Genomic DNA, 23,313 nt, shown 5'->3' on the forward strand with positions numbered 1-23,313 from the left:
TAACATTGTCGCTCAGACCCCGCATTGTTGGCGTCTTTAGTTTCATTGTTCGTTGCGGGCTTGCGGCCCATGTGGGGTATAATGTTTACTTGCCATTATTTTTACTGTAATTCATCGGGTTAAAAAGGCTTTTACGGTCCACAGTCTCCGCCACAAGCAGATTCATCTCATATTCTCTTATCCACTTCATAAATTCTTCATAGTTTCTGTTTTAGAATCTACTCCAGCGTTGCATAAAAATTTTATAAAAACTGGATTAGGATGAAATTTTAAAATGCTTTTGAATATTGAAAAATACAGAATTTTGATCTCCCGGATAGTGGCTGTTTTTGTTTTATTTTTTATTGCTGCCACAAAAAGCCGCTGGGAAACAGACAATGACATGCTCAGTTTTATTTTGTTATTTATCGGCATCGTTCTGGTTGGCGTCGCTTCATTGGGCCGCATGTGGTGTTCTCTTTATATTGCCGGATACAAGGATAAACAATTGATTACCAAAGGGCCTTATTCAATGTGTAGAAATCCGCTCTACTTTTTCAGTATGCTGGGGGCTCTTGGGATTGGTTTCTGCACAGAAACACTGATCTTTCCCATTCTCTTTATTATTTTATTTTCATGTTATTATCCTTTTGTAATAAAAAGTGAAGAAAAAAGACTTCGATCGCTTTTCGGCGCTGTGTTCGAAAAATACACCCGCAATGTCCCTGCATTTTTTCCGGATATTTCAATATTTGAAGAACCCGAAACCTATATGGTCAATCCGGGTATTTACCGTGTTCATATATTCAGTGCACTGTGGTTTGTCTGGAGTGTGGGAATTCTTGAAGTTCTGGAGGGTGTCAGAAAAAGCGGGCTGATCGATGCGTTATGGACCATTTATTAAAATTTAAGCCGGCAGTTCAACCCTTGTCTGTATCATTTGGTTCGGGGCATTACGGATAAAGATGGTGCCGTTATGGAGACTGACGATTTTTCTGGCAATGGCCAGGCCAAGTCCTGATCCCCCCAGGGCCTGGGATCTCGACTTTTCAACACGATAGAACTGCTCAAACAGGCGGGAAAGGTCCTGCTCCGGGATTTCAAGGCCGGTGTTCAGAATTTCAATGCAGACCGTTGTCCTGGATCGGGCCAGACTGATTTTTATAACGCCATTTTCAGGCAGGTTGTACCGGATGGCGTTATCAACCAGATTGACAAAAAGGCGAAATAATTTTTCAGGATCACCCATAATCGGACAGGGGGCGTCAATTTGATTGTGAACATGAATCTGTTTTTCAGCCAGCACATCGCCGTAATCATCAAGAACCCTTTTGATCAGTAAGGACAGATCTATTTTTTCCGTGTGTAATACATCCTGCTGTTCCATCCTGGAAAGATCCAGCAGGTTTTTAACCAGATGGCTCATGCGGCGGCTTGTTTCAAGCTGTTTTATCAGGCTTTCTTCTGCTGATGAAGATAAATTCTCATTGATGAGCATATCCTCCTGGGCCAGCATCAAAAGGGTGATGGGGCTCTTTAATTCGTGGGCCGCATTGCCTATAAACTCCTTTTGGCGGATAAAAGAGTGCTGGATTCTGTCAAACATCTTATTTAATGCCACAGACAACTCATAGAGCTCATCCCGGGTCTTACCCAGAGGAATCCGTTTATCCAGGGATTTCTCACTGATCTCCCTGGATTGATTTATGATGGCTGAAATCGGCCTTAAGATCCTGCCTGCCAGGGCATAGCTCAAAATAAAGATAACCAGCGCACAAAGAAAAAGACTGGCCCCGGTATTAATGCCAAGCCTGATTAATTCTTCCTCAAAGTCTTCAATGGGTTTTGCAATACGAATTTCCATAAAACAGCCGTTTATCTCCTGCTGAACGACCATTCCCCTGAACATCACATCATCATTGCGATCCTGTTTCAACCAGATACCGGATCTTGGGATATGTTTTTCGATCAGGAACCTGGTCTTTCCGGCTGGTGTGGGAAGATCGGTAAATTTTGTCAGTCTTGACCGGTAAATCACTTTTTTTTGATCATCTTTGGCCACAATCCAGTATTCGTCGGGATTATACGGCATACCGTCCGGATCAAAAGCGTCTCCTCTATTTGTGTCTTTTGTTATCCTTTTGGCCAGGACAACGGCCATATGCTGAATTTCTTTGTCGATGAGTTTGAACGGTTCCTGGGTCAGTTCAAAAAAAATAATAGATGAAAAGACCATGGTGGAAAAAAGGGCGGCCCCGGAAATCCAGAGGGTTATTTTTTTGCGGATCTTCATACCTGTTCTTCAATGATAAATCCGATGCCCCGGATGGTTTTAATGACAGGCTCATCCTCGTGTGCCGTAAGCTTCTTTCTAAGATTTTTAATATGGACATCCACGTAATTGGACATGGAAAAGGGATCGAACTCCTCCCCCCAGATATGCTCGGCAAGATTGAACCGTGAAACGACACTGCCCTTGTTATGCAAAAGAAATTCAAGGATTGAAAACTCTTTGGCGGTCAGATGGATCTGCCCGCCATCCACAAACACGCTTCGTTTGACCGTGTCCAGACGAACCGCCCCCACTTCAAGTATGGGGGTCTTATTTCCTTTTCTTCGAAGCATGGCCCTGATCCGGGCCATGAGTTCTGCCATGGAAAAGGGCTTTGCAAGGTAGTCATCAGCACCGTAATCCAGCCCTTTGACCCTGTCCTGAACATCGCTTCGCGCCGTCAGCATAAGTATGGGCATATCCATCCCGGCTTTGCGGATCTCCTGGAGAACGCTTAAGCCGTCCATGCGGGGAAGCATGATATCCAAAAGGATAAGGTCATAGGGGATATCAAAGACCTTGTCCAGGGCCTGCTCGCCATTTTCAGCGATATCCACCCCATAATGCTTTCTTTGAAGGGTGGTTTTCAACTGTGTCAGAAGCCCTGTATCATCGTCAACGATTAGTATGTTCATCCCAAATTTTCTTTCATTTACGGTGTGATGCTTTTGATAATAACCTGATATCAGACAAATAACAAATATTGCGCTCACTGGAAGACAACGCCCACCGGTTCAGCTGATGTGTAAATACGTAATCCGCCCCCTGGTAATATGCCATTAAATCGCTGGCCCCGGGATAGTCCACGGCAACCTTTTCAAGGACCGGATTTTCATCATTAAGGGCAACCCGGTTAATCTGTTTACCTGGTGATAAAAACAGCAACTCATCTTTTTTCAACAACCCAAGTTTCTGGTAATTGGCGATCAGGGCCCGGCCTTGGAAATCAGAACCCAGGATATCTTTTCCGAAAAAGTGGCTCTGGTAGGAAATATTTAACAGGGCCAGCAATGTTGGCGCCAGATCTATCTGACTGGCCAGGGTATCTATCTCCATGGCCCGGATATGCTTTGGCGAATAGATAAACAGCGGGATATGGTATTTTTCCACAGGCAGGCCGACTTTTCCGGCACTGGCGGCGCAGTGATCCGCCACGACAATAAATACGGTGTCATCAAACCAGGGCTGTTTTTTTGCCTGATTTATTAACTGTCCCAGGGCATAATCGGTATATTTCACCCCGCCGGACCGCCCGCTGCCGCCCCGGCCTTCTCCGGGCGCCAGATCAATTTTACCTTCAGGGAAGGTAAACGGCTGGTGGTTGCTGGTTGTCATGATATGAAAGAAAAAGGGTTTTTGTGCCGTGTATGCCTGGTTGGCCTCGCGGACGGCCCGGTTGAAGATATCTTCGTCGCACACCCCCCAGGCGTTTTTAAATGTGACCTCGCCGCTGCCCAGGCAAGGCTCATCCACAATCCGATAGCCATTTCCCGAAAAAAAGGCGTTCATGTTGTCAAAAAAGCCCCGCCCACCGTAAAAAAAGGCCGTATCATATCCTGAATCTTCGAATACTTTTCCAAGACTGTACAGCCGGCTGTTATCCGGCCGTTTGACAATGGATCTTCCCGGCGTGGGGGGAATGGACAGGGTAATGGCCTCCAGCCCCCTGGTGGTGCGGGTGCCCGTAGCATAAAAATGGGTAAAAAGCATTCCCTGTTCAAACCATTTGTCCATGAACGGGGTGATGTCATTTGTCTGGCCGAACCGGGTCAGAAATTCTGCGCTCAGACTTTCAACGGTGATGAGCATGACGTTGAGTTTATTGGGGGCACCTTGTGCCTTGATGTACCTGCCGATGTCATAATCGTCCTTTTTGGGCTTTTCGCCATCCGTTATGACCTGTTTTTTCAATCGTGCAGACAGATCATGATCGTTTCCAGTCACATAAAACTGCCGGTAATCCAACTGGTTGTTCCGGAATGCGGCAAAGAGCTGATAGGGCCCGTTGGAAGCCAGTTCATTCACATAGTTGTTGTCGGAAACACACCGCCGGGACTGGTCAATCAGGCAAAACGGCAACAAGGGAAGCATGAGCAGATACCCTGCGATGATCACTCTTTTTTTAAAGGACTCTGTTACGCTGAGATTTTTTAGAATTGCAGGGCGAATGAAATGAAACACAAAGCCTGTGAGGATGAAAAGAACCGCCAGAATGGTAAAAACCGGATAGGATTGCAAAATATTGTCAGTAACTTCCCGTCTGTATACCAGGTAGTCCACGGAGATAAAATTGAACCTCACACCAAATTCGCTCCAGAAATACCATTCGGCAACCATGCAAAAACCAAGGCCATAAAGAAGCAGAAAAACACCGCCCTGGATCAGATATTTTGCGGTGCCTGAGTTTAACCATCTATTGGGCAGAAAAAGGAAGAAAAGAACAAAGGGAATAGAAAAATAACTGATAAAAGAGACGTCATATATTAATCCCTGACCGAAAATGTATAGCCAGGCCGATGAAAAATTATCAATGTGAGGCCAGGCCCGGACCAGCAGCACCCCCCGCATCAAAGCAAAACAGATAATAGAAACTAAAGACAATTGAAGCACGATCATGAATCGTGTTCCGGCAGACTTATTAGTTATACGTGCCATTGAATAATATGCTCCATCAATTGGGTTAAAACAGATCGTAAAATAACATGTGGAAATACCGGCTGATGACCATGGAAACCGATTTAAGTCTGCGGTATTTCTCTTTGTTAGGGCGTCTTTGCTGATGCGTTCATATCTTATGCGGCACGATAACATCGGTATTATGAAGAAAGTGTGAAGAAACGCTATGCTACATCATTCCTTTTCCATTGCCCTGGAGATCTGTCAACAGGGACTGGCATTCCCCGATAAATTCTAGTATATTATCCCATTTGTTTAAATGGTCTTGGTGAGCCTTAATATATAAAGGATGAAAGATGATTGATGAAGAACGCCTGGGGCAGCGGTTTGAAGCCCTTGCCCGGATTGACTCCGAATCCGGCAGCGAGGCAGTGATCGCAAAGGTGCTTGAAAAGGAACTGACAGACCTTGGGGCAATCGTGGTGTTTGATGACGCGGGTGCCAAGGTCAGCGGTGACTGCGGCAACCTTTTGGCTGCATTTAAAGGCAATGCAGATGTTGATCCGGTGATGCTCTCCGGACATATGGACACGGTGGTGCCGGGTAAAGGGGTTAATGTCATATTTGAGGACGGGGTGTTCAGAAGTGACGGCACCACCATTCTGGGTTCCGACGATAAGTCCGCCCTTGCCATCATCCTTGAGGTGATGCAGGTTGTCAAAGAAAATAACCTGCCGTGCCCTCCTGTTGAGGTGGTCATGACGGTGGGTGAGGAGCAGGGTCTTTTAGGGGCCAAGCACCTTGACTGCGCCCTGCTCAAATCAAAATTCGGATACATTCTGGATGCTGTGGACACCCAGGGTATTGTGAACCGGGCACCTGCGGCCAACAAGATCAGTGCGAAAATTTACGGCCGGGCCGCCCATGCCGGCAGTTCTCCGGAAAACGGGGTCTCTGCCATTTATGCGGCTTCCTGCGCCATTGCCAAACTTGAGCTTGGCCGCATTGACGGGGAAACCACCTGCAACCTTGGGCTTATTTCCGGCGGGGCTGCCACCAATATCGTGCCTGAATATGTGGAAATTCACGGCGAAGCCCGGTCCCATGCTCCTGAAAAACTCGACAAGGTCACACACACCATTGTCTCCACCTTTGAAAATACCATGGCTGAACTTCAGGCCGATGGAGACGCACTCCCCCGGGTGGAAATGATTGTGGAAAATGACTTTCCCCATACAAATATCCCCGAAGATCATGTGATGATCAAGCTTGCCCAGAAAGCAGCTGCGAACCTGGGCCGGGACCTGGCCTGTAAAACAAGCGGCGGTGCGGCTGATGCCAATGTCTTTTTCGGCAAAGGTATTGCCGCAGGCGTTATCGGCACAGGCATGACAGATGTGCACACCCTTAAGGAATCCATTGCACTTAAAGATATGGTCAGTTGTGCCGAACTGGTCCTTGAAATCCTTCAAATCCATGCAACGGGAAAGGCGGCGAAATGATTCTGTATCTTGATATGATGGCAGGCATTGCCGGGGACATGTTTTTAGGGGCCCTGGTGGATCTTGGTGTGCCCGTGGACTGGCTCAAAGAAAAACTGTCAGCCGTTCTGGACGGATTTGACCTGCGTACTGAGATTGTGTTCCGGCACCATCTGCGCGCCGTCAACCTGTATGTGGATGTGACCGACCATGTCACCCATCGCCATTACACCGACATCCGGCAGATGATCGAATCTGCGGATCTGCCGGAACCTGTCCGGGCCAATGCCCTGACAGCCTTTAAACACATTGCCCGGGCCGAAGCCCATATCCACGGAAAGGACATTGAAACCGTCCACTTCCATGAGATTGGGGGCATTGACAGTCTGGTGGACATCATTGGCAGCTTTCTGGCCCTGGATTACCTGGGCGTGGACCAGGTGGCGGCAACGCCGGTTCCCCTGGGATCAGGGACCATTAAATGCGCCCATGGCACCATCCCTGTGCCGGTTCCGGCCACGGTGGCCATACTCAAGGGCCTTCAAGTGACAGGATCTGACGCCAAAACCGAGATTGTCACACCCACGGGCGCATCCATTGTGGCAACCCTGGCCCCGCAGTTCGGGGCCATGCCGGCCATGCAGATTGAAAAGGTGGGTTACGGGGCCGGCAAACGCGACACCGGCGCATCTGTTCCCAATCTTCTGCGTCTGGTGCTGGGAGCGCCTGCTGCTGCCGTAAAAAATTGCGGGGAGAACATCCTGTCAGACCAGATTTATGTACTGTATACCAATGTGGATGACATGAGCCCGGAAAGTCTCGGCTTTGTCATGGATCGCCTCATGGACAAGGAGGCATTGGATGTCAGTTTTACACCGGCATTCATGAAAAAAAACCGGCCTGCCACCCGCATTGAGGTGATTTGCCGAGAGGCGCAGCACCAGGCACTTGCGGCTGTCCTGCTGTCCGAGACCACAACCATCGGGGTGCGGTACCACCTTTGCGACCGGATGATATTAAGACGCGAACCTGTGGTGGTTGAGACAAGTCTTGGCAAAATTGCCGCCAAAAAGATCACAGATCCAAACGGCCAGGCCCGGATCATGCCGGAATACGATGACTGCAAACGCATTGCCCAGGAACATGAATTGCCCTTTTATCAGGTATATGAGCGGATTCTGGCTGAATCAAATCCCCTTGACAGACAAACAGGGCGATTATAAAAGACCGGGAAAGGATACATCTGATGGGGGAAAAACTCATACTTTTCATTGCCACGGGGTTTGGCCTGGGACGTATGCCTGTTGCCCCCGGGACCTTTGGCACCCTTGCGGGCCTGCCGCTGATCGGCATCACGGCGTGGCTGGCAACGGTGTGTACGCCCGGTGCTGCGGCCTTGTTTCTGGTGGGCGTAGTACTTTTCTCGGTCTGGATTTCCCAGGAGGCTGAAATCCTGATTGGCAGTGAAGATCCGGGGGCTGTGGTCATTGATGAGATGGCAGGTTTTTGTGTGACCATGACCCTGGTGCCTGTGACCCTGTTCACGTTGGCCGCAGGCTTTATTGCCTTCAGATGTTTTGATATAGTAAAGCCGTTTCCGATCCGCTGGTTTGAAAAAAACTTTTCCGGCGGGGCCGGTATTGTGCTGGATGATTTAATGGCAGGGGTGCTGGCTGCTTTCCTGCTTAAAGCAATCTGCCTTATGGTGTGATTCAGGAGGAAAACGAGATGGAAAAAAACAAGGAAAAGGAAAAAGCTGTCCAGACCGTCATGACTCAGATTGAGCGCCAGTTCGGCAAAGGCTCGATCATGAAGCTGGGTGGCCGGGAGGTGGAAGCCGTGCCTGTGATCCGATCCGGTTCCCTTGCCCTGGACAAGGCCCTGGGCGTGGGCGGATATCCCAGGGGGCGGGTCATTGAGATTTACGGCCCGGAATCTTCCGGCAAAACAACCCTTGCGCTTCATGCCGTGGCCCAGGCCCAGAAAAAGGGTGGTATTGCTGCGTTCATTGACGCCGAGCACGCCCTGGATGTGGCCTATGCCAGGCGGCTGGGTGTGGACTGTGACGAGCTTCTGGTTTCCCAGCCCGATAACGGTGAACAGGCCCTTGAAATTGCCGATATGCTGGTGCGAAGCGGCGGCATTGATATCATGATCGTGGATTCTGTGGCCGCCCTTGTGCCCAGATCGGAAATCGAAGGCGAGATGGGTGATTCCCACATGGGACTGCAGGCAAGACTGATGTCCCAGGCCCTGCGTAAATTGACCGCAACAATAGGAAGAACAGCCACCACCCTGATTTTTATTAACCAGATCCGTATGAAGATCGGCGTGGTCTACGGTAACCCGGAAACCACCACCGGCGGCAATGCCTTGAAATTTTACGCGTCCATGCGCCTTGAAATCAGAAGGGCTGCCGCCATCAAAAGCGGCGAAGATGTGATCGGATCCCGGACCAAGGTCAAGGTGGTGAAAAATAAACTGGCCCCCCCGTTTAAAAATGTTGAATTCGACCTCATGTACGGGGAGGGGATTTCCAGGACCGGCGACCTTCTGGACATGGGGGTTGAGCTGAATATCGTGAACAAGAGCGGGTCCTGGTATTCGTTTGACGGAGAACGCATCGGACAGGGACGGGAAAACGTAAAGGCCTTTTTAATTGATAATCCCGATATTTTTGATGCCATTGAACTTAAGGTGAGAACCGAACTTGGAATTGCCGGATCCGATGCAGCCAAAACTGCAGCCGACACCGGAAAGGACAGTCTGCCGGAAGCCTAACCGGTACAGTTGAGCAGGAGCCAATACTACTATGACAGGTAATGAAGCCAGGAAACTTTTCCTTGAATATTTTAAAAAACATAACCACCGCCATGTGCGCTCGTCCTCCCTGGTACCCCAGGATGATCCCACTCTGCTGTTCGTCAACGCCGGTATGGTGCAGTTTAAGCGTGTTTTTACAGGCGATGAAAAACGCGATTATTCAACTGCGGTCACTGCCCAGAAATGCGTGCGGGCCGGGGGTAAACATAATGATCTTGAGAATGTGGGATATACGGCGCGCCACCATACCTTTTTTGAGATGCTGGGCAATTTTTCCTTTGGCGAATATTTCAAGGAAAAGGCCATTGCCTTTGCCTGGGACCTGCTCACCAACGGGTACGGGTTTGATGCCGATAAACTCCATGTATCTATTTATAAAGATGATGATCAGGCCTTTGAGATCTGGCATAAGCAGGTTGGCGTGCCTGCCGGACGTATCTCCCGGCTAGGCGACGAAGATAATTTCTGGGCCATGGGTGACACCGGTCCCTGCGGTCCCTGTTCCGAGATCCACATTGACCGCGGCAAGGAGTTCGGGTGTGATGATCCCAACTGCGCTGTGGGCTGTGACTGTGACCGGTGGCTGGAGTTGTGGAACCTGGTGTTCATGCAGTTTGACAGAAGTGAAGACGGCACCAGGACGCCGCTGCCCCAACCCAGTATTGACACGGGCATGGGCCTTGAGCGCATTATCTCCGTACTCCAGAACGTGCCCACAAATTATGATACCGACCTTTTTGTTCCTATTATGGAGCGGGTCGGGGAACTGGCCGGTAAAAAACGGGGGGAATCCAGGGAAGTGGAAGTGGCTATGAAGGTTATTGCCGACCACTCAAGATCTTGTGCCTTTTTGATCTGTGACGGGGTGCTGCCCTCCAACGAGGGGCGCGGTTATGTGCTTCGCCGGATCATGCGCCGGGCCATCCGGTACGGGCGCAGCATCGGGCTGACCCAACCCTTTTTACACAAAACCGTTCAGACCGTGTTCTCCATTATGGACGAAGCCTATCCGGAACTGAAAGACTCTGCCGCTTTTATTCTCAACGTTGTGAAAAACGAAGAGGAAAAATTCCTTGAAACCCTTGAAACCGGTATGAAGCTTTTGGAGGCAACGGTTGAGGACCTTGAAAAGAAAAATGAGAAAATTATCCCGGGCGGGGTGATCTTCAAGCTTTACGATACCTTTGGGTTTCCTGTGGACATTATCCAGGACCATGTCAAGGAGATGGCTCTTGGCCTGGATCTGGAGGGGTTTGATGCTGCCATGGCTGAACAGAAAGCCAGATCCAAATCCAAGAAGAAGTTTGCAGGTGTGGGCGATGCCTATAAACCTTTGACCTCGGCAGGTGTGAAAACCGTATTCAAAGGCTATGACGCCATTGAAATGCAAAGCGATCTGCTCATCATGGTCAAGGATGATGCTGAAGCTGAAACGGCAAGTGCTGGTGACGAAATTGAAATGGTCACCACTGAAACCGTATTTTATGCTGAATCCGGGGGCCAGGCAGGGGATCGGGGCCTGTTTGAAAATGATGCCTGCGCCATTGAGATTACAGACACGGTCAAGGATCCTTCCGGTCTTTTTATCCACAAGGGAAAGGTCGTCAGGGGGACCTGCAAAAAAGGCGATACATTTACCCTCAAGGTGGATGCAGGACTTCGCCGGGCCACGGCTGCAAACCATTCGGCCACCCATATCCTGCATGCAGCGCTTCGCAAGGTTTTAGGCGACCATGTCAAGCAGTCAGGGTCCATGGTGACGCCGGACAGGCTGCGGTTCGACTTCACCCATTTCAGCGCTGTCACGCCTGAAGAACTTGCTGCCATTGAAACTGACGTCAACACCCATATCATTGAGAACCATGCGGTGACCACCAAGGAGATGGACATGGACGAAGCGGTCCGGTCCGGTGCCACGGCCCTGTTTGAGGAAAAATACGGGGATGTGGTCCGGGTGGTTTCCCAGGGGGATTTCTCCCAGGAACTGTGCGGGGGAACCCACACCCGCGCCACCGGCGACATCGGGTTGTTCCGCATCCTGTCCGAGGGGGGGATTGCCTCGGGTGTGCGCCGTATCGAGGCGGTGACAGGGCTTGCTGCCCTTGAAACAGTCCATGCAGATCAGTCTGCCTTGGAAAAGGTGGCGTCTGTTCTGAAAAGTGCCCGGGACGATGTGGTGGACCGGCTTGAAACCTTTGTGGCCGAGAAAAAGGCCGTGGAAAAGGAGCTGGCCGCACTTAAGGCCAAAATTGCGTCCAAATCCGTTGAAGACATGGATGACAATATCAGGCAGATCAACGGGGTCAAGGTCCTGTCCAAACGGGTGGACATTGAAAATCAATCCCAGCTTCGGGACCTGGCAGACAAATTCAAAACCAGACTGGGCTCGGGCGTGCTGCTGCTGGGTACCGAATCCAACGGCAAAGCATTGCTTATTGCCATGGTCACCAGCGATCTGACCAAGACCTTCAAGGCCGGTGATATTATTAAAACCGCTGCCGGTATTGTGGGTGGCGGTGGTGGCGGGCGGCCGGACATGGCCCAGGCCGGCGGCACCAAACCCGAGTTTCTGGACAAGGCCCTGGCATCTGTTTTTGATACGGTATCGGGCAAGAAACAAGAAACCGGAAACAAGAAACAAGAGTGAAGCGCCTTTTTATCCTGTGACAGCGTATTTTATCAGACGGCTCCTTTTAGTGATCCCCACCTTCATCGGCATCACCATTATGGTGTTCACCATCACCCGCTTTGTGCCCGGCGGTCCCATTGAGCGCATCATTGCCGAAACCAGGGCCATGCACACGGGTGAGCAGGGTGGCCGTTCCAGGGCCACGGCGGGGCAGGGCCAGCCTTTGTCCGATGACCAGATCAAAAAACTTGAAGCCTATTACGGATTTGACAAGCCTGTGCTCCGAAGCTATGGCATCTGGCTTCTCAAGGTGCTTAAAGGAGATCTGGGCCGGTCCACCCGGTACCAGGACCCGGTGTGGGACATGATTAGGGCGCGCATTCCCATATCCCTTTATTTCGGGGTATTGAGCATGGTGCTCATCTACGGCGTCTGCATCCCCTTGGGCGTGGCCAAGGCTGTGCGCCACAACAGCGGGTTTGACAATATAACCTCTGGGGTTATTTTTACAGGCTACGCCATCCCGGGCTGGGTGGCCGGTGTCATCATGCTGGTGCTTTTTGCCTCCCGCATGGATCTGTTTCCCCTGGGCGGGCTCGCATCCGACTATTTCACCGATATGACGCTTGGGGAAAAAATAAGGGATGTGGCATGGCACACCGTGCTGCCGCTTCTCTCCTATGTGCTGGGCTCCTTTACCGTGATGACCCTTTTGATGAAAAACACGCTCATGGACAACCTGGCTGCCGATTATGTGCGCACGGCCATTGCCAAGGGCTTGAGCTTTAAACAGGCCATCTTTCGCCATGCCCTTCGCAACAGCCTGGTCCCCATTGCCACCAGTTTCGGCAACAATATTTCCATTCTTCTGATGGGTTCGTTTCTCATTGAAAAGGTGTTTAATATCGACGGCATGGGCCTTCTAGGGTATGAGTCCATTTTGGACCGGGATTACCCGGTGGTGATGGGGATACTTGTGATTTCATCCCTGCTGTTCATGGTGGGAAATATTTTGTCTGATGTGTGTGTCGCCCTAGTGGACCCAAGGGTCCGGTTTAAATAGTGTTTGAACGAAAAGTCACCATCTGCCGCGTTGCAGAAAAATGTGCAATCCTCACAACCATGAGGTTGCTAAGGAGTATGATGGTATGGCATTATTGAACCCGGTGACAAAGGAACAGTTCAGGCGCTTTTGCAGTGTTAGAAGAGGCTTCTGGTCCCTTGTGATTATCCTGGCCCTGATGTTTATCTCCTTTTTTGCCGAAGTGTTTATTAATTCCAGAGCCCTTGTTGTCTGTTACCAGGGCGAGTTTTATTTTCCCACCTATAAAGATATGATCCCGGGGAAGACCTTTGGCCTGGATTATTCCTATGAGACCAATTACCGGGAACTGAAACAGAAAATGGACAGGGAAGGGGAGGCAGGCTATGTGATTATGCCGCCGGTGCCGTATAATCCTTATGAAAATGATCTGCGCCTCAATGAATACCCGCCGTTTCCCCCCTCGTTTTCCCTTCGGCATTTCCTGGGCACGGACAATGTGGGCCGCGATGTGCTGGCCCGCCTTGTGTACGGGTTTCGCACGGCCATTCTTTTTTCCCTGGTTCTGCTGTTTTTAAACTATACTGTGGGTATATCCCTGGGCTGTGCCATGGGCTATTTCGGGGGAAAATTTGACCTGTTTTTCCAGCGGGTCATTGAGATCTGGAGCAATATCCCGTTTCTGTACGTGATCATCATCATCTCCTCCATTGTGGTGCCAAGCTTTATGATCCTGATTCTGATCATGGCTTTTTTCGGCTGGATTTCCATTACCTGGGTAATGCGCACCATGACCTACCGGGAAAAGGAACGCGAATATATTCTCGCGGTCAGGTCCCTGGGCGCTTCGCACATGAGAATTATTTTCATGCACATTATTCCCAACACCATATCCGTGATCGTTACCTATGCGCCCTTTGCCATTTCCGGCGGCATTGTGGCCTTAACCTCCCTGGATTACCTGGGGTTCGGCCTGCCTGCGCCCACCCCCTCCTGGGGCGAACTTTTATCCCAGGGCTGGCAGAACATGGAAGCCTGGTGGATTTCCGCTGCCGTGGTGTCTGCCCTTGTGGTGACGCTGATGACCGTCACCTTCATCGGCGAAGGCATCAGAGAGGCCTTTGATCCCCGGCGCCATACAGTATATGAATAGCCCGTTACAGACAGCGGTTAATCTTCTGATGAAGCGGAAATCTCCAGTATATCGGGATCAGATTTATTTTCGATTTCAAGGAAGGACGGTTCAGGTCCTGGCAATCTGCTCAGGTTCAACTGATGCTCCCGGATATGGGTTTCTGCTTCCAGGGTCTTTTTGGCCAGGAGATATCGTAAGTAAAGAAACCAGGCAAAAATCAAAAGAATGGCAATGCCGGAAATGGCAAAAAACCATCGATACCGCTCAATGATTTCAAGACCGGTTTTACCGATGACGGAAACCAGATTGGGCAGCACCCAGAAGGCAAGAACAACCAGAAAAACGCCCAGGCCAATCATAAAAATATTCATACGGTTGATATGGGTTAAAATCTGATCCACTTTCCCCTTGGGCGCAACGTCCGCATCCGGGGGTGCCTGGGGCTCTTTTTGCTTTTTGCCGAAAAGTGTTGAGGCGGCTGATATAATAAAGGCAAACAAAAGCGTAAACCCTAAAGGAAGGCCAAGGGCCGTGGCAAACCAGGCCCTGAATGGAAAAGGCACTGTCCGGGTGACCAGCTTTTTTTGATAATTTTCAAAGGGGCCGAAGGTTGCTTCAAAATAATACTTTTTAAACTGGGTTAAATTCGTCCCATCAGTTTCGTAAATGACTGTTCCCGAATCATTCAGAACCTGAAGGCTCTGCTTTTTTCCGGATTTTGCCGAAAAAACGAAGAAAATTTGGAGTTCCACGAAAACCAGCAGCATGGCAACGGTAATCAGCAGAGCCTTGTTTTGAAATATGGAATTTGTATTGTTCATAGGCTGCCTTGTTTTGATTCTGATCCTTCACAAAAAAGCTTCCTTCAGTTTCCAGAAAGCCTTAATTCAACCGGTATAATTGTATAGAAATTAACTCGTCTCAGCGACCCTGTCAATTTATTAATCTTGTCATGATTCATGCACAGGTCGAATTTCTGCAACCGGTTTTTTCAAAACCATTAACAGCAACTTTAAGTATAATACTTCCTCCTGTTGGATTCCTCTGGCCGGTTAGAACCGATACTGGATACCGATACCTCCCTGATACAGAGTCTTGTCGTAGGTGACTTCTGGACTTACAAGGGTTGCGGGAGCGGTGTCGTCTTTGTAGAAGTATCCGGCAGCGCTCAGGGTCAGGGTAATTTGCTCCGTCATCCTGTATTTTGCCCCCAGGGCAAAGGCATGGCAGTCAAGGGGCGGATTCATCTGCTCAATGATGCCGAAGTTTTCAGGCTTCATGTCCACGTCGATATAAAGATAACCCGCGGTCAGGGACCAGTCCGCGTTGACATCGTATTGAAGGGCCAGGGCCAGATCAAAGGAGTTGCCGTCCACGGCGTAATTCTGGGTATCCCAATCCGCATCTTCTTCAAAGTAGAGGGAGAATGAGGGCTTGAGCGTGAGCTTGGGGAGGATTTTCCACTCAAGGCCGATCGCCAGTACGGCCGGAAGATCCCTGGCATAGCTCTGGCCGTCCACCCGGCCGAACTGTCTGAGAAGGAATATGCCGTCCGGGTTTGATCCGCCCGTATCAGTGTCCCAGTCCAGGTTGACTTCTGATTCATACCGGATACCGATGTTGAGCTTGTCCGAAGGATGGATGTCGATACCGATCACCCCTCCGAAACCGTCTGCTTCCTGCTCGTATTTGGCCAGGATATAGGAGCCGTTGTAGGTGCCGTGGAGATCCACTTCCTTGTCGGTGATCACGTACCTGACCCCGGCGGCAACAGAGACCATGGGGTGAAGATCGTAGGAGAGGCCTGTGGTGAAGGCGTAGTCATAGCTTTTGGCATAGGCATAGGGCTGGGAAAGCGTCCCTCCTGGCAGGATACCGGCCCCTCTGTAGAACGCACCCGCGGCCATGAGATTCTCAACGGTTTGGGTGATGATGTTGCCGTTGTCGTATTCGGTCTCCCCGCCGCCGCCATTAATGGTAAAAGCCCCCCATACGGCCCATTTCTCCCGTTTGTGGACCCCGAAGGCCATGGGGGCGATCAGGTTGGGACTGGCGGTTTGGGTTTCCCCGTTGAATTCATGGTCATAGTCAAAGGTAAAGGGCTGGAGATCGACCTCCAGGTAGGTCCCGTTCTGGAGCTGCATCAGGCCGGCAGGGTTGTACGCTGCGGCATCCGCACCGTCTGTTGCGGCATTTCGGCTGAGGCTGCCGACATATGCCGCTGAAAAGTTCTGCTTGTTGTCAATACCGCCGCCAAATGCAGGAACGGCCGTTCCCAGAATCAATACGATCAAAAACCATCTTCTCATCATCTCTGTTTTTCCTCCTGTGGTCAATTGATTTCAAGGATTATCAAACAGGCGTTTGCCCAGTTTTATGCCTGTATACCCGGAAACCGATTTTTAATTTTTGAACATGCATACGATTTTCGGACATGCATACGATTTGTTTAAACGCTTGTCAACTGGAAAAATATAGAATTGACAGCAGATTGTCTAAGACCAGCCCCATCTTTTTTCATGCACCTGTACCCTGGGTTGAGTTTTTTTGTCAGGCCGGGAAGCTTTGCGAAAAAGTCGCGAATGGATTTCAGACAGGCGATATTGGCCATCTCCTGCTGAGAGCGGCTGTGGCTGAACTTGTCAAAATGCGTTTTCGCATCTTTCAGCCGGTTTTTCGTCTTGGTGAAATAACGTTCCAAAACCTTTTGCTTCTTTTTCAAGGGCCGGCTGATCAGCCGGGTTAAAGGGGTTGGGTTCCCAGATGACTGGCTTGCTTTTTGTCAGCCAGCCGGCGCTCCAGGTTGTTTTGTCTCCCATGACGCCAGAATTGTGTCTGCAGCGGTCTGTGCCCCGCCCTGTTTTTGTGAAATATAACGGCTCACCGCGTCAATACGGGCTTTTCTGCCTCCGGAGTTTACCAGGTGGCTGCACATGGTTTTAGCCGCATGCTGCCAGTTTTTACATCGGATTACGGTGCCAGTCCTGAATATCTCTTTTCCCACCCAGGCAAAATCCTGCCAGTGGGGGCCTGTTATTGTGGGAATGCCTAAGGCTGCGGGTTCCATGAAATTCTGTCCCCCCAGGGGCGCAAGACTTCCGCCGACAAAGACCGCGCCGGCATGGCTGTAAGCCTGGTGCAGATCTCCAAACCTGTCCCACAGGATAATGGCCGGGCCGGTTAGAACGGATGATAGCTGTGAGCCTTGGTAAACGTTGAGGCCGTTTTTATTCAGTTTTTTTAAAAATGGGGTTATCCGGTGCATATGCCTGGGAAACAGGGCAATAACCTGGTTCGGCACCTTTTCTGATAAGGTTTTTACCATGTCAATGATCTGGTTTTCTTCCTGACGGCGGAAGGAGGCAAAAATAGACAAGGGCAGTTCCCTGGGCACAATTGCAGCTAATGCGGAAATTTTACTGGCCGTTTCTTGAACCGTCATACGGTCAAATTTGATGTTGTCCATGGTCTCAACACGGGTGTGGGGAAATACCTGGGAAAATCTTTGGGCGTCTTCGGCAGAGACGGCCAGGATGCATTCCGGGGCAAAAGATTGCCAGAACGCTTTGGTGAGCCGGTAATTCCGGCTGCTTTTTGGGGATAACCTGCCGTTGATGATCAATACGTTTGTACGATTCCTTTTTAAGGCATAAAGATGCGCCGGCCACAGTTCTGTCTCCAGCAGAACCATGACAGCAGGATTAACCTGTTGCACTGCTTTGTTCATGGCCTTTGGGCTGTCAAAGGGGAAGATATCAACGCACAGGCGGATACGGGGTGAAAATTCTTCTGGCGGCAGCTCTTGGGTTAGAATTTTCATGCCCTGATCCGTGGTTGTCGTCAAAAGCATGGTGACCGGCCTGTCCGGGTTAAGTGCCTTTATGACGGATACGGCAAGATAAGCCTCCCCGGCTGATGCTGCCTGTATCCAGATATCTGCCGGTTGAAGGTGAACAGGGTTGATACGCCTGTCAAAGGTTGGTGCAAGCCTTGGGTGCCGTTTTAAAAAAGGCAGGGCAGCATCCCACAGGATATTGTAAAATTGGAAAAATTTGGATATAAAAGCACACTTTGTCATGGGAGGCTATGCTCTCATGTTTTTTGATACTTGACAACAAAATCTGTAAAGCAATTGTCCCTGCCCATGAAACCCAGAAAAAACAGACTGTCCAAAGAACGCAGGCAAAAGATTATCCGGATGGTGTCTGCACACTGGAAAAAAATTGCCCTGGCTGCGTTATGTATGGTGGTGGTGGCAGGCGCCAACGGTGCCATGGCCCTGCTGGTTAAACCGGTGCTTGATGATATTTTCATTGCCAGGGACAGTACCAAGTTATTGCTCATCCCCGGTCTTGCCGTCCTGGTCTTTTTTCTGAAAGGCGCTGGTTCATACGGGTCGGAATACCTGATGAACCATGTGGGACAGCGTATTATCCGCGATTTTCAGGACAGCCTTTATGAAAAGATCATGAATCTGCCCATTGCATATATCCACAAGGAGAAAACCGGGGCACTCATGTCCCGGATCACCAATGATGTCAATATTATCAAAGGCATGGTGTCCACTGCCGTCATCAGTTTGTTCCGGGATTCTTTTTCCGTTGTGGCGTTTTTGTTTGTTATTTTTTACCGGGACTGGAAACTTGCCTTGGGTGCCTTTATTGTACTTCCCCTTGCCTTTTATCCCATTGTCCTGTTTGGTAAAAGAATCCGGCGGTTTTCCACAGGGTCCCAGGAAACCATGGCAGATCTAAATTCCTTTCTGCATGAAACCTTTTCCGGGGCAAAGATCATTAAAATATTCAATCTTCAGTCCTTTGAAACAGCCAGATTCAAGGAAAAAACCGGAGAGCTGTTCCGTCTGGAGATGAAAAAGGTGATGACACGGGCATTGTCCTCCCCGGTGATGGAATTTTTAGGCGGGTTAGGCATTGCTTTTGTTGTCTGGTTCGGCGGGATGCGGGTGGTCAACGGCACGTCCACACCCGGGGTGTTTTTCTCTTTTTTGACTGCCGTGATGATGCTTTATGACCCGGTGAAGAAATTGTCCAACCTGAACAATACCATCCAGGAGGGGGTGGCTGCCGCATCCAGGGTTTTTGATGTGCTGGAAACCCGGAACGATGTGGTGGACAAGTTTGATGCCCGGCCCCTTAATGCGTCATCCTGTGAAGTGGTGTTTGAAAACGTCTCCTTTGCCTACGGTTCTGAAGAGTCTTTAGCCCTGAAGAACATCAATTTAAAGGCGGCACCCGGAGAGACCCTGGCGTTAGTCGGCATGAGCGGCGGCGGCAAAACCAGCCTGGTGAACCTGATCCCAAGACTTTATGATGTGGCCGGGGGCACGGTCTTTGTCGGCGGCCACGATGTCCGGGACCTGACCATTGCTTCCCTTCGGGACCATATTTCCATTGTGACCCAGGAACCTATTTTATTCAACGAGACCGTGCGGGACAATATCCGGTATGGAAAAATGGATGCAGATGATGGCGCTGTTGAAGCGGCAGCAAAGGCAGCCTTTGCCCATGATTTTATCTGCGGGTTTCCCAGGGGATATGATACTGTGATCGGAGAGCTGGGTTCCCGGTTGTCCGGGGGGGAAAAACAGCGGATCTGCATTGCAAGGGCGCTGTTGAAAAATGCGCCGGTGCTGATTCTGGACGAGGCAACCTCGGCCCTGGATTCCCAAGCGGAGCAAGTTGTGCAAAAGGCGTTGGAAAATCTGATGGCGGGCCGTACTTCCTTTGTCATTGCCCACAGGCTGTCCACCATCAATTATGCCTCCCGGATCATTGTGCTCAAAGACGGCACCATTGTTGAACAAGGTGGCCATGATGACCTGATGGCTTCAAAAGGTCCGTATTATAAACTGCAATCCATGCAAACCTCAAAAATCTGATATATTTTTCAAGGAGATACTGCCATGGCTGTATCAAAAGAACTGCTCGAAATTCTTGTCTGCCCCAAATGCAAAGGCCCGGTGGAACTGACCCCGGCAGAAGACGGACTGGTCTGCAACGCCTGTGCCCTTAAATACGAAATCAAGGATGATATTCCCATTATGCTCATTGACGAGGCAATCCCTGTTAAACAAATTCCCGTTAACCCATGAGTACGCCTAAAAAACCTGCACCGGCCAAGCTTGTGATGTCGGTTTTCATGAAAGATAAAACGGTCCTGGAATCGGTCTTCCCACGCCTTGAAGCCGTGGGCGGTCCCGTGGATATGATCTCCCCCTGGCTGGATTTTGATTTCACAGATTATTATTACAGGGAAATGGGGGAACCTTTGTTTCGCAGACTTATTGCATTCAAGCCGCTCATGGAACAGGATGCCCTTGCTTCGATCAAACTTGACACCAACAGGATTGAATCCGGCTGTCTGGAGCAAAACAACAGAACCATCAACATTGACCCGGGGTATCTTCTGGCTTCCCGGTTTATCCTGGCCACGGGAAAGGAGTATTCCCACAGGATTTACATTGGACAGCAAATTTATGCAGATCTGACATTAATGTACACCAAAAAGGGTTTTCAAACCCTGGCGTGGACTTACCCGGATTATGCCTCCCGTGCTGTGCTGAAATTTTTAGGCCAGGTGAGGCAGAAATATCTTGCTGATCTTAAGGCTCATGATCAAACGCCATAAAAGGATAATTGTATGATAAAAAGCATGACCGCTTTTGCCAAAGTGTCGCACACCCTGGATGCCATGACCGTGGACATGACCGTTCGCGCGTATAATTCCCGTTCCCTGGATTTTTCGATTTATCTGCCTGAGACCTGCCAGCCCTTTGAAGAGGAAGTTAAGAAAATCATGGGGCAGTTCCATACCCGGGGCAGAATAGAGATCCGGGTGAATCTGGAGGACCAGTCCCTGGACCAGGACCTGTTTGCGGTGGACATTATCAAGGCCAAAGCCTATTATAACGCATTGAAGACGGTCCAGGACACCCTTTCCCTTTCCGGTGAAATTGCCCTGGAAACCATACTCGGGGCAAAGCAGGTCATTGTGGCTGCAAAACCTGAAGTCAACCTGGAGTTTATCCGCTCCGCCCTGTGTGACACGGCCCGGACCGCAGCTGAGGCCCTTGACCGCATGAGAAAGAGCGAGGGGGAAAATCTGTACCAGGATTTAGCCCGTCGTATTTCAGGCATTGAACAGCGCATGCAAGGCGTTGAAGAACAGGCCAGAACCATACCGGAAGTTTACAAGGCCCGGCTTAAGGAACGCCTAACCGTGCTTACCTCCGAGGACGGGGATTGCTTTGATCCGGTCCGTCTGGCCCAGGAAACAGCGCTTCTTGCGGACAGAAGTGATGTGTCCGAGGAGATTGTCCGGGTGCACAGCCACATTAAAATGTTCCGGGAGGTCATGGATGAAAATGAGTCCCAGGGCAGAAAGCTTAATTTTCTGATCCAGGAGTTTAACCGGGAATTTAACACCATTGGTTCCAAAGCCGGCAACGCAACCCTGTCCCATGCCGTGGTAGACCTGAAATCCGAGTTGGAAAAAATCCGGGAGCAGGTGCAGAACATCGAATAAAATTAAAAAAGGAAAACTATGGAACAGCCACTTTTAAGCATCGGTTTTGGCAATACAGTGGTGGCCGACCGGGTGGTGGCGATTTTATCCCCGAACTCGGCGCCCATGAAACGGATTAAGGATGAAGCCCGGGAGGACCGGCGCCTCATTGACGCGACCCATGGCAGAAAAACCCGGGCCATCATTGTGACAGACTCCAACCACGTGATTCTGTCCGCGATTCAGGCGGAAACGGTTTCCGCACGCTTTGAATCCCTGATCCAAAACCCCGGAGCACCTCAGGAGGAATAGTACATGGCGGCAAAACTTTTCATTGTTTCCGCACCGTCCGGAGCCGGCAAAACCACCCTTGTCAAAGCAGTTCTGAAACGGTTTCAAGGCCTGGTATATTCCATTTCCCATACCACCCGGAAACCCCGGCAGGGCGAGGTCCACGGAAAAGATTATTTTTTTACGGATAAGGTACAGTTCATGGAAATGGTGGCATCCGGCCAGATGCTGGAATGGGCACAAGTCCACGAAAATTGTTACGGCACTTCCGGACTTTTCGTTCAAGAACAGCTTGCCGCAGGCCAAAGCGTTCTATTGGATATTGATGTCCAGGGATGGCGTCAGATTATGGATTCGGGCCTAAATCCGGTTTCCATATTCATCATGCCTCCGTCTTTAGAGATACTTGAACAGCGGCTGCGGGGCAGGGGAACCGATGCCGAAGAGGTCATCCGCAAACGCTTGGATAACGCAAAAGGGGAAATAGACCAGAAGTCCTTTTATGCCCATGTGGTGGTCAATGATGTGCTGGATGAGGCGGTTGCCGAATTCATTGGCATTATTGAACGGGAGATTGCGAACTGATGGCCGGCAAATCCGATTCCCAGGGCCGGGGCCGCCCCCCCCGTGGCCAGGGACGAAAAAGTGAGAACCGGAATCCCGGGGATAAAGAAATCCTTTACGGATATCATTCGGTATTTGAAGCCCTGAAAGCCGGCCGCCGAAAATTTGAATCCATCATGGTGTATGAGAACCGGTCTGATAAGCGTGTACAAGCCGTGGCAGACCTGGCCGGTGAAAAGAAGGTGGCTGTCCAAACCCTTGCCGGTGAGGAACTGGACCGGCTGGCTGGTTTTGGCCGTCACCAGGGCATTGCCGCCAGGGTCTCTTCCTTTCCGGTTCAACCGGTATCCACCCTGCTCACACAGATTGAAACCCGGACAGATCCGTTTTTTACGCTTATTCTTGAAAGCATTGAAGACCCCCAGAATACCGGTGCGTTGATCCGCACAGCCCTGTGTGCCGGCGTTGATTACATCGTGATGCCAAAAGACCGCTGTGCCCTGCCGTCTGCCGGGGTCTCCCGCAGTTCAGCCGGGGCCATGGAGCATGCCCCCATCTTTTTAGCCACCAACCTTTCCGTTCTGATCCGGGACCTTCAAAAATATGGGGCCTGGGTGTCCGGTCTGGATGCCGGTGCAGATAAAGGCCTTTTTGAGGCAGACCTTACCGGTAACCTGGTCCTTGTGGTGGGGGGCGAGCATACCGGGCTGCGGCCCGGGGTCAGAAAAGCCTGTGATTTTATTTTGTCCATTCCCATGGAAACCCATGTGACCTCCCTGAATGCGTCTGTGGCAGGCGGTATTGCCATGTTCGAGGCCCGGCGCCAGCGCCTGGGTTTCAGTGCCTGATGATAAAAAAACGGGTCAAAGCCATGGGGCTGAGGATTTGCGCCCTGGT

At 50.4% G+C, this 23,313-nt stretch carries 22 protein-coding genes; 15 read left to right on the forward strand and 7 right to left on the reverse strand.

All coding sequences use genetic code 11. The annotated features are described in order from the left end of the window. Positions 1–274: 274 nt before the first annotated feature. A complete protein-coding gene (locus AB7U36_RS03500) occupies positions 275–883 on the forward strand; it encodes a methyltransferase family protein (protein WP_428158423.1) in 609 nt (202 codons plus the stop codon). Positions 884–886: 3 nt separating this feature from the next. On the opposite strand, the gene AB7U36_RS03505 is transcribed toward AB7U36_RS03500, so the two are convergent. The 3 genes from AB7U36_RS03505 to AB7U36_RS03515 are packed head-to-tail and all read right to left on the reverse strand — an operon-like array spanning position 887 to position 4,966. Next, a complete protein-coding gene (locus tag AB7U36_RS03505; protein ID WP_428158424.1) occupies positions 887–2,272 on the reverse strand; it encodes a sensor histidine kinase in 1,386 nt (461 codons plus the stop codon). Then, complete coding sequence (locus AB7U36_RS03510; RefSeq protein WP_428158425.1) at positions 2,269–2,946, reverse strand: response regulator transcription factor; 678 nt, start codon at positions 2,944–2,946, stop codon at positions 2,269–2,271. Before AB7U36_RS03510 ends, AB7U36_RS03505 begins: the two co-directional genes overlap by 4 nt. Before the next feature lie 13 nt (positions 2,947–2,959). Then, positions 2,960–4,966, reverse strand: a complete 2,007-nt coding sequence (locus AB7U36_RS03515) for an LTA synthase family protein (RefSeq protein ID WP_428158426.1) — start codon at positions 4,964–4,966, stop codon at positions 2,960–2,962. 317 nt (positions 4,967–5,283) lie between these two features. Between AB7U36_RS03515 and AB7U36_RS03520 the strand changes: the two genes are divergently transcribed. The 7 genes from AB7U36_RS03520 (at position 5,284) to AB7U36_RS03550 (ending at position 14,055) form a co-directional block, all read left to right on the forward strand. Then, positions 5,284–6,429 carry a M20/M25/M40 family metallo-hydrolase gene (locus AB7U36_RS03520; protein WP_428158427.1) on the forward strand — a complete coding sequence of 382 codons (1,146 nt, stop codon included), beginning with the start codon at positions 5,284–5,286 and terminating at the stop codon, positions 6,427–6,429. Further along, a complete protein-coding gene (gene larC / locus AB7U36_RS03525; protein WP_428158428.1) occupies positions 6,426–7,631 on the forward strand; it encodes a nickel pincer cofactor biosynthesis protein LarC in 1,206 nt (401 codons plus the stop codon). Before AB7U36_RS03520 ends, larC begins: the two co-directional genes overlap by 4 nt. A gap of 23 nt (positions 7,632–7,654) precedes the next feature. Further along, positions 7,655–8,119 carry a phosphatidylglycerophosphatase A family protein gene (locus tag AB7U36_RS03530; protein ID WP_428158429.1) on the forward strand — a complete coding sequence of 155 codons (465 nt, stop codon included), beginning with the start codon at positions 7,655–7,657 and terminating at the stop codon, positions 8,117–8,119. Between the two features lie 17 nt (positions 8,120–8,136). Further along, entirely contained in the window at positions 8,137–9,189 is a 1,053-nt protein-coding gene (recA, locus tag AB7U36_RS03535; protein ID WP_428158430.1) for a recombinase RecA, read from the forward strand. 31 nt (positions 9,190–9,220) lie between these two features. Further along, positions 9,221–11,878 (forward strand): alanine--tRNA ligase, encoded by a 2,658-nt coding sequence (alaS, locus tag AB7U36_RS03540; protein ID WP_428158431.1) that lies wholly within the window; start codon positions 9,221–9,223, stop codon positions 11,876–11,878. A 16-nt stretch (positions 11,879–11,894) separates the two neighbouring features. After that, complete coding sequence (locus AB7U36_RS03545) at positions 11,895–12,923, forward strand: ABC transporter permease subunit (RefSeq protein WP_428158432.1); 1,029 nt, start codon at positions 11,895–11,897, stop codon at positions 12,921–12,923. Positions 12,924–13,008: 85 nt separating this feature from the next. Then, positions 13,009–14,055 (forward strand): ABC transporter permease, encoded by a 1,047-nt coding sequence (locus tag AB7U36_RS03550; RefSeq protein ID WP_428158433.1) that lies wholly within the window; start codon positions 13,009–13,011, stop codon positions 14,053–14,055. 17 nt (positions 14,056–14,072) lie between these two features. Here the strand turns inward: AB7U36_RS03550 and AB7U36_RS03555 are convergent, their stop codons facing one another. The 4 genes from AB7U36_RS03555 to AB7U36_RS03570 form a co-directional block, all read right to left on the reverse strand. Then, positions 14,073–14,858 carry a hypothetical protein gene (locus AB7U36_RS03555; protein ID WP_428158434.1) on the reverse strand — a complete coding sequence of 262 codons (786 nt, stop codon included), beginning with the start codon at positions 14,856–14,858 and terminating at the stop codon, positions 14,073–14,075. Between the two features lie 231 nt (positions 14,859–15,089). After that, positions 15,090–16,349, reverse strand: coding sequence for an OmpP1/FadL family transporter (locus tag AB7U36_RS03560; RefSeq protein ID WP_428158435.1), 1,260 nt, complete (start codon positions 16,347–16,349; stop codon positions 15,090–15,092). Between the two features lie 137 nt (positions 16,350–16,486). After that, positions 16,487–16,738, reverse strand: coding sequence for a hypothetical protein (locus AB7U36_RS03565; protein ID WP_428158436.1), 252 nt, complete (start codon positions 16,736–16,738; stop codon positions 16,487–16,489). A gap of 81 nt (positions 16,739–16,819) precedes the next feature. Then, the gene (locus AB7U36_RS03570) at positions 16,820–18,115 is read right to left on the reverse strand and encodes a 3-deoxy-D-manno-octulosonic acid transferase (protein ID WP_428158437.1); all 1,296 of its coding nucleotides are present in this window, start codon (positions 18,113–18,115) and stop codon (positions 16,820–16,822) included. 66 nt (positions 18,116–18,181) lie between these two features. On the opposite strand from AB7U36_RS03570, the gene AB7U36_RS03575 reads away from it, so the two are divergent. From AB7U36_RS03575 to rlmB, 7 genes are read left to right on the forward strand one after another with little or no spacing between them, the layout of a single operon-like run. Further along, positions 18,182–19,936: an ABC transporter ATP-binding protein gene (locus AB7U36_RS03575; protein ID WP_428158438.1), complete on the forward strand. Its 1,755-nt coding sequence runs from the start codon at positions 18,182–18,184 to the stop codon at positions 19,934–19,936. Between the two features lie 24 nt (positions 19,937–19,960). Beyond that, positions 19,961–20,149 carry a Trm112 family protein gene (locus AB7U36_RS03580; RefSeq protein WP_428158439.1) on the forward strand — a complete coding sequence of 63 codons (189 nt, stop codon included), beginning with the start codon at positions 19,961–19,963 and terminating at the stop codon, positions 20,147–20,149. Next, positions 20,146–20,685, forward strand: a complete 540-nt coding sequence (locus tag AB7U36_RS03585) for a DUF4416 family protein (protein ID WP_428158440.1) — start codon at positions 20,146–20,148, stop codon at positions 20,683–20,685. Before AB7U36_RS03580 ends, AB7U36_RS03585 begins: the two co-directional genes overlap by 4 nt. A 12-nt stretch (positions 20,686–20,697) precedes the next feature. Beyond that, positions 20,698–21,582: a YicC/YloC family endoribonuclease gene (locus AB7U36_RS03590; protein ID WP_428158441.1), complete on the forward strand. Its 885-nt coding sequence runs from the start codon at positions 20,698–20,700 to the stop codon at positions 21,580–21,582. Positions 21,583–21,600: 18 nt separating this feature from the next. Then, positions 21,601–21,873 carry a DUF370 domain-containing protein gene (locus tag AB7U36_RS03595; protein WP_035240189.1) on the forward strand — a complete coding sequence of 91 codons (273 nt, stop codon included), beginning with the start codon at positions 21,601–21,603 and terminating at the stop codon, positions 21,871–21,873. A 3-nt stretch (positions 21,874–21,876) separates the two neighbouring features. Beyond that, on the forward strand, positions 21,877–22,437 hold the full coding sequence (gmk, locus tag AB7U36_RS03600; RefSeq protein WP_428158442.1) for a guanylate kinase: 561 nt from the start codon (positions 21,877–21,879) through the stop codon (positions 22,435–22,437). After that, positions 22,437–23,264 carry a 23S rRNA (guanosine(2251)-2'-O)-methyltransferase RlmB gene (gene rlmB / locus AB7U36_RS03605; protein ID WP_428158443.1) on the forward strand — a complete coding sequence of 276 codons (828 nt, stop codon included), beginning with the start codon at positions 22,437–22,439 and terminating at the stop codon, positions 23,262–23,264. The genes gmk and rlmB overlap by 1 nt, the downstream gene beginning before the upstream one ends. Positions 23,265–23,313 lie beyond the last annotated feature (49 nt).

Source organism: Desulfobacter sp. (assembly GCF_050177295.1).

Bases quoted from the DNA above. Each gene is read 5' to 3' on its own strand.
- AB7U36_RS03500 (WP_428158423.1), top strand. From the start codon at position 275: ATGCTTTTGAATATTGAAAAATACAGAATTTTGATCTCCCGGATAGTG.
- AB7U36_RS03505 (WP_428158424.1), bottom strand. From the start codon at position 2,272: ATGAAGATCCGCAAAAAAATAACCCTCTGGATTTCCGGGGCCGCCCTT.
- AB7U36_RS03510 (WP_428158425.1), bottom strand. From the start codon at position 2,946: ATGAACATACTAATCGTTGACGATGATACAGGGCTTCTGACACAGTTG.
- AB7U36_RS03515 (WP_428158426.1), bottom strand. From the start codon at position 4,966: ATGGCACGTATAACTAATAAGTCTGCCGGAACACGATTCATGATCGTG.
- AB7U36_RS03520 (WP_428158427.1), top strand. From the start codon at position 5,284: ATGATTGATGAAGAACGCCTGGGGCAGCGGTTTGAAGCCCTTGCCCGG.
- larC (WP_428158428.1), top strand. From the start codon at position 6,426: ATGATTCTGTATCTTGATATGATGGCAGGCATTGCCGGGGACATGTTT.
- AB7U36_RS03530 (WP_428158429.1), top strand. From the start codon at position 7,655: ATGGGGGAAAAACTCATACTTTTCATTGCCACGGGGTTTGGCCTGGGA.
- recA (WP_428158430.1), top strand. From the start codon at position 8,137: ATGGAAAAAAACAAGGAAAAGGAAAAAGCTGTCCAGACCGTCATGACT.
- alaS (WP_428158431.1), top strand. From the start codon at position 9,221: ATGACAGGTAATGAAGCCAGGAAACTTTTCCTTGAATATTTTAAAAAA.
- AB7U36_RS03550 (WP_428158433.1), top strand. From the start codon at position 13,009: ATGGCATTATTGAACCCGGTGACAAAGGAACAGTTCAGGCGCTTTTGC.
- AB7U36_RS03555 (WP_428158434.1), bottom strand. From the start codon at position 14,858: ATGAACAATACAAATTCCATATTTCAAAACAAGGCTCTGCTGATTACC.
- AB7U36_RS03560 (WP_428158435.1), bottom strand. From the start codon at position 16,349: ATGATGAGAAGATGGTTTTTGATCGTATTGATTCTGGGAACGGCCGTT.
- AB7U36_RS03570 (WP_428158437.1), bottom strand. From the start codon at position 18,115: ATGACAAAGTGTGCTTTTATATCCAAATTTTTCCAATTTTACAATATC.
- AB7U36_RS03575 (WP_428158438.1), top strand. From the start codon at position 18,182: ATGAAACCCAGAAAAAACAGACTGTCCAAAGAACGCAGGCAAAAGATT.
- AB7U36_RS03580 (WP_428158439.1), top strand. From the start codon at position 19,961: ATGGCTGTATCAAAAGAACTGCTCGAAATTCTTGTCTGCCCCAAATGC.
- AB7U36_RS03585 (WP_428158440.1), top strand. From the start codon at position 20,146: ATGAGTACGCCTAAAAAACCTGCACCGGCCAAGCTTGTGATGTCGGTT.
- AB7U36_RS03590 (WP_428158441.1), top strand. From the start codon at position 20,698: ATGATAAAAAGCATGACCGCTTTTGCCAAAGTGTCGCACACCCTGGAT.
- AB7U36_RS03595 (WP_035240189.1), top strand. From the start codon at position 21,601: ATGGAACAGCCACTTTTAAGCATCGGTTTTGGCAATACAGTGGTGGCC.
- gmk (WP_428158442.1), top strand. From the start codon at position 21,877: ATGGCGGCAAAACTTTTCATTGTTTCCGCACCGTCCGGAGCCGGCAAA.
- rlmB (WP_428158443.1), top strand. From the start codon at position 22,437: ATGGCCGGCAAATCCGATTCCCAGGGCCGGGGCCGCCCCCCCCGTGGC.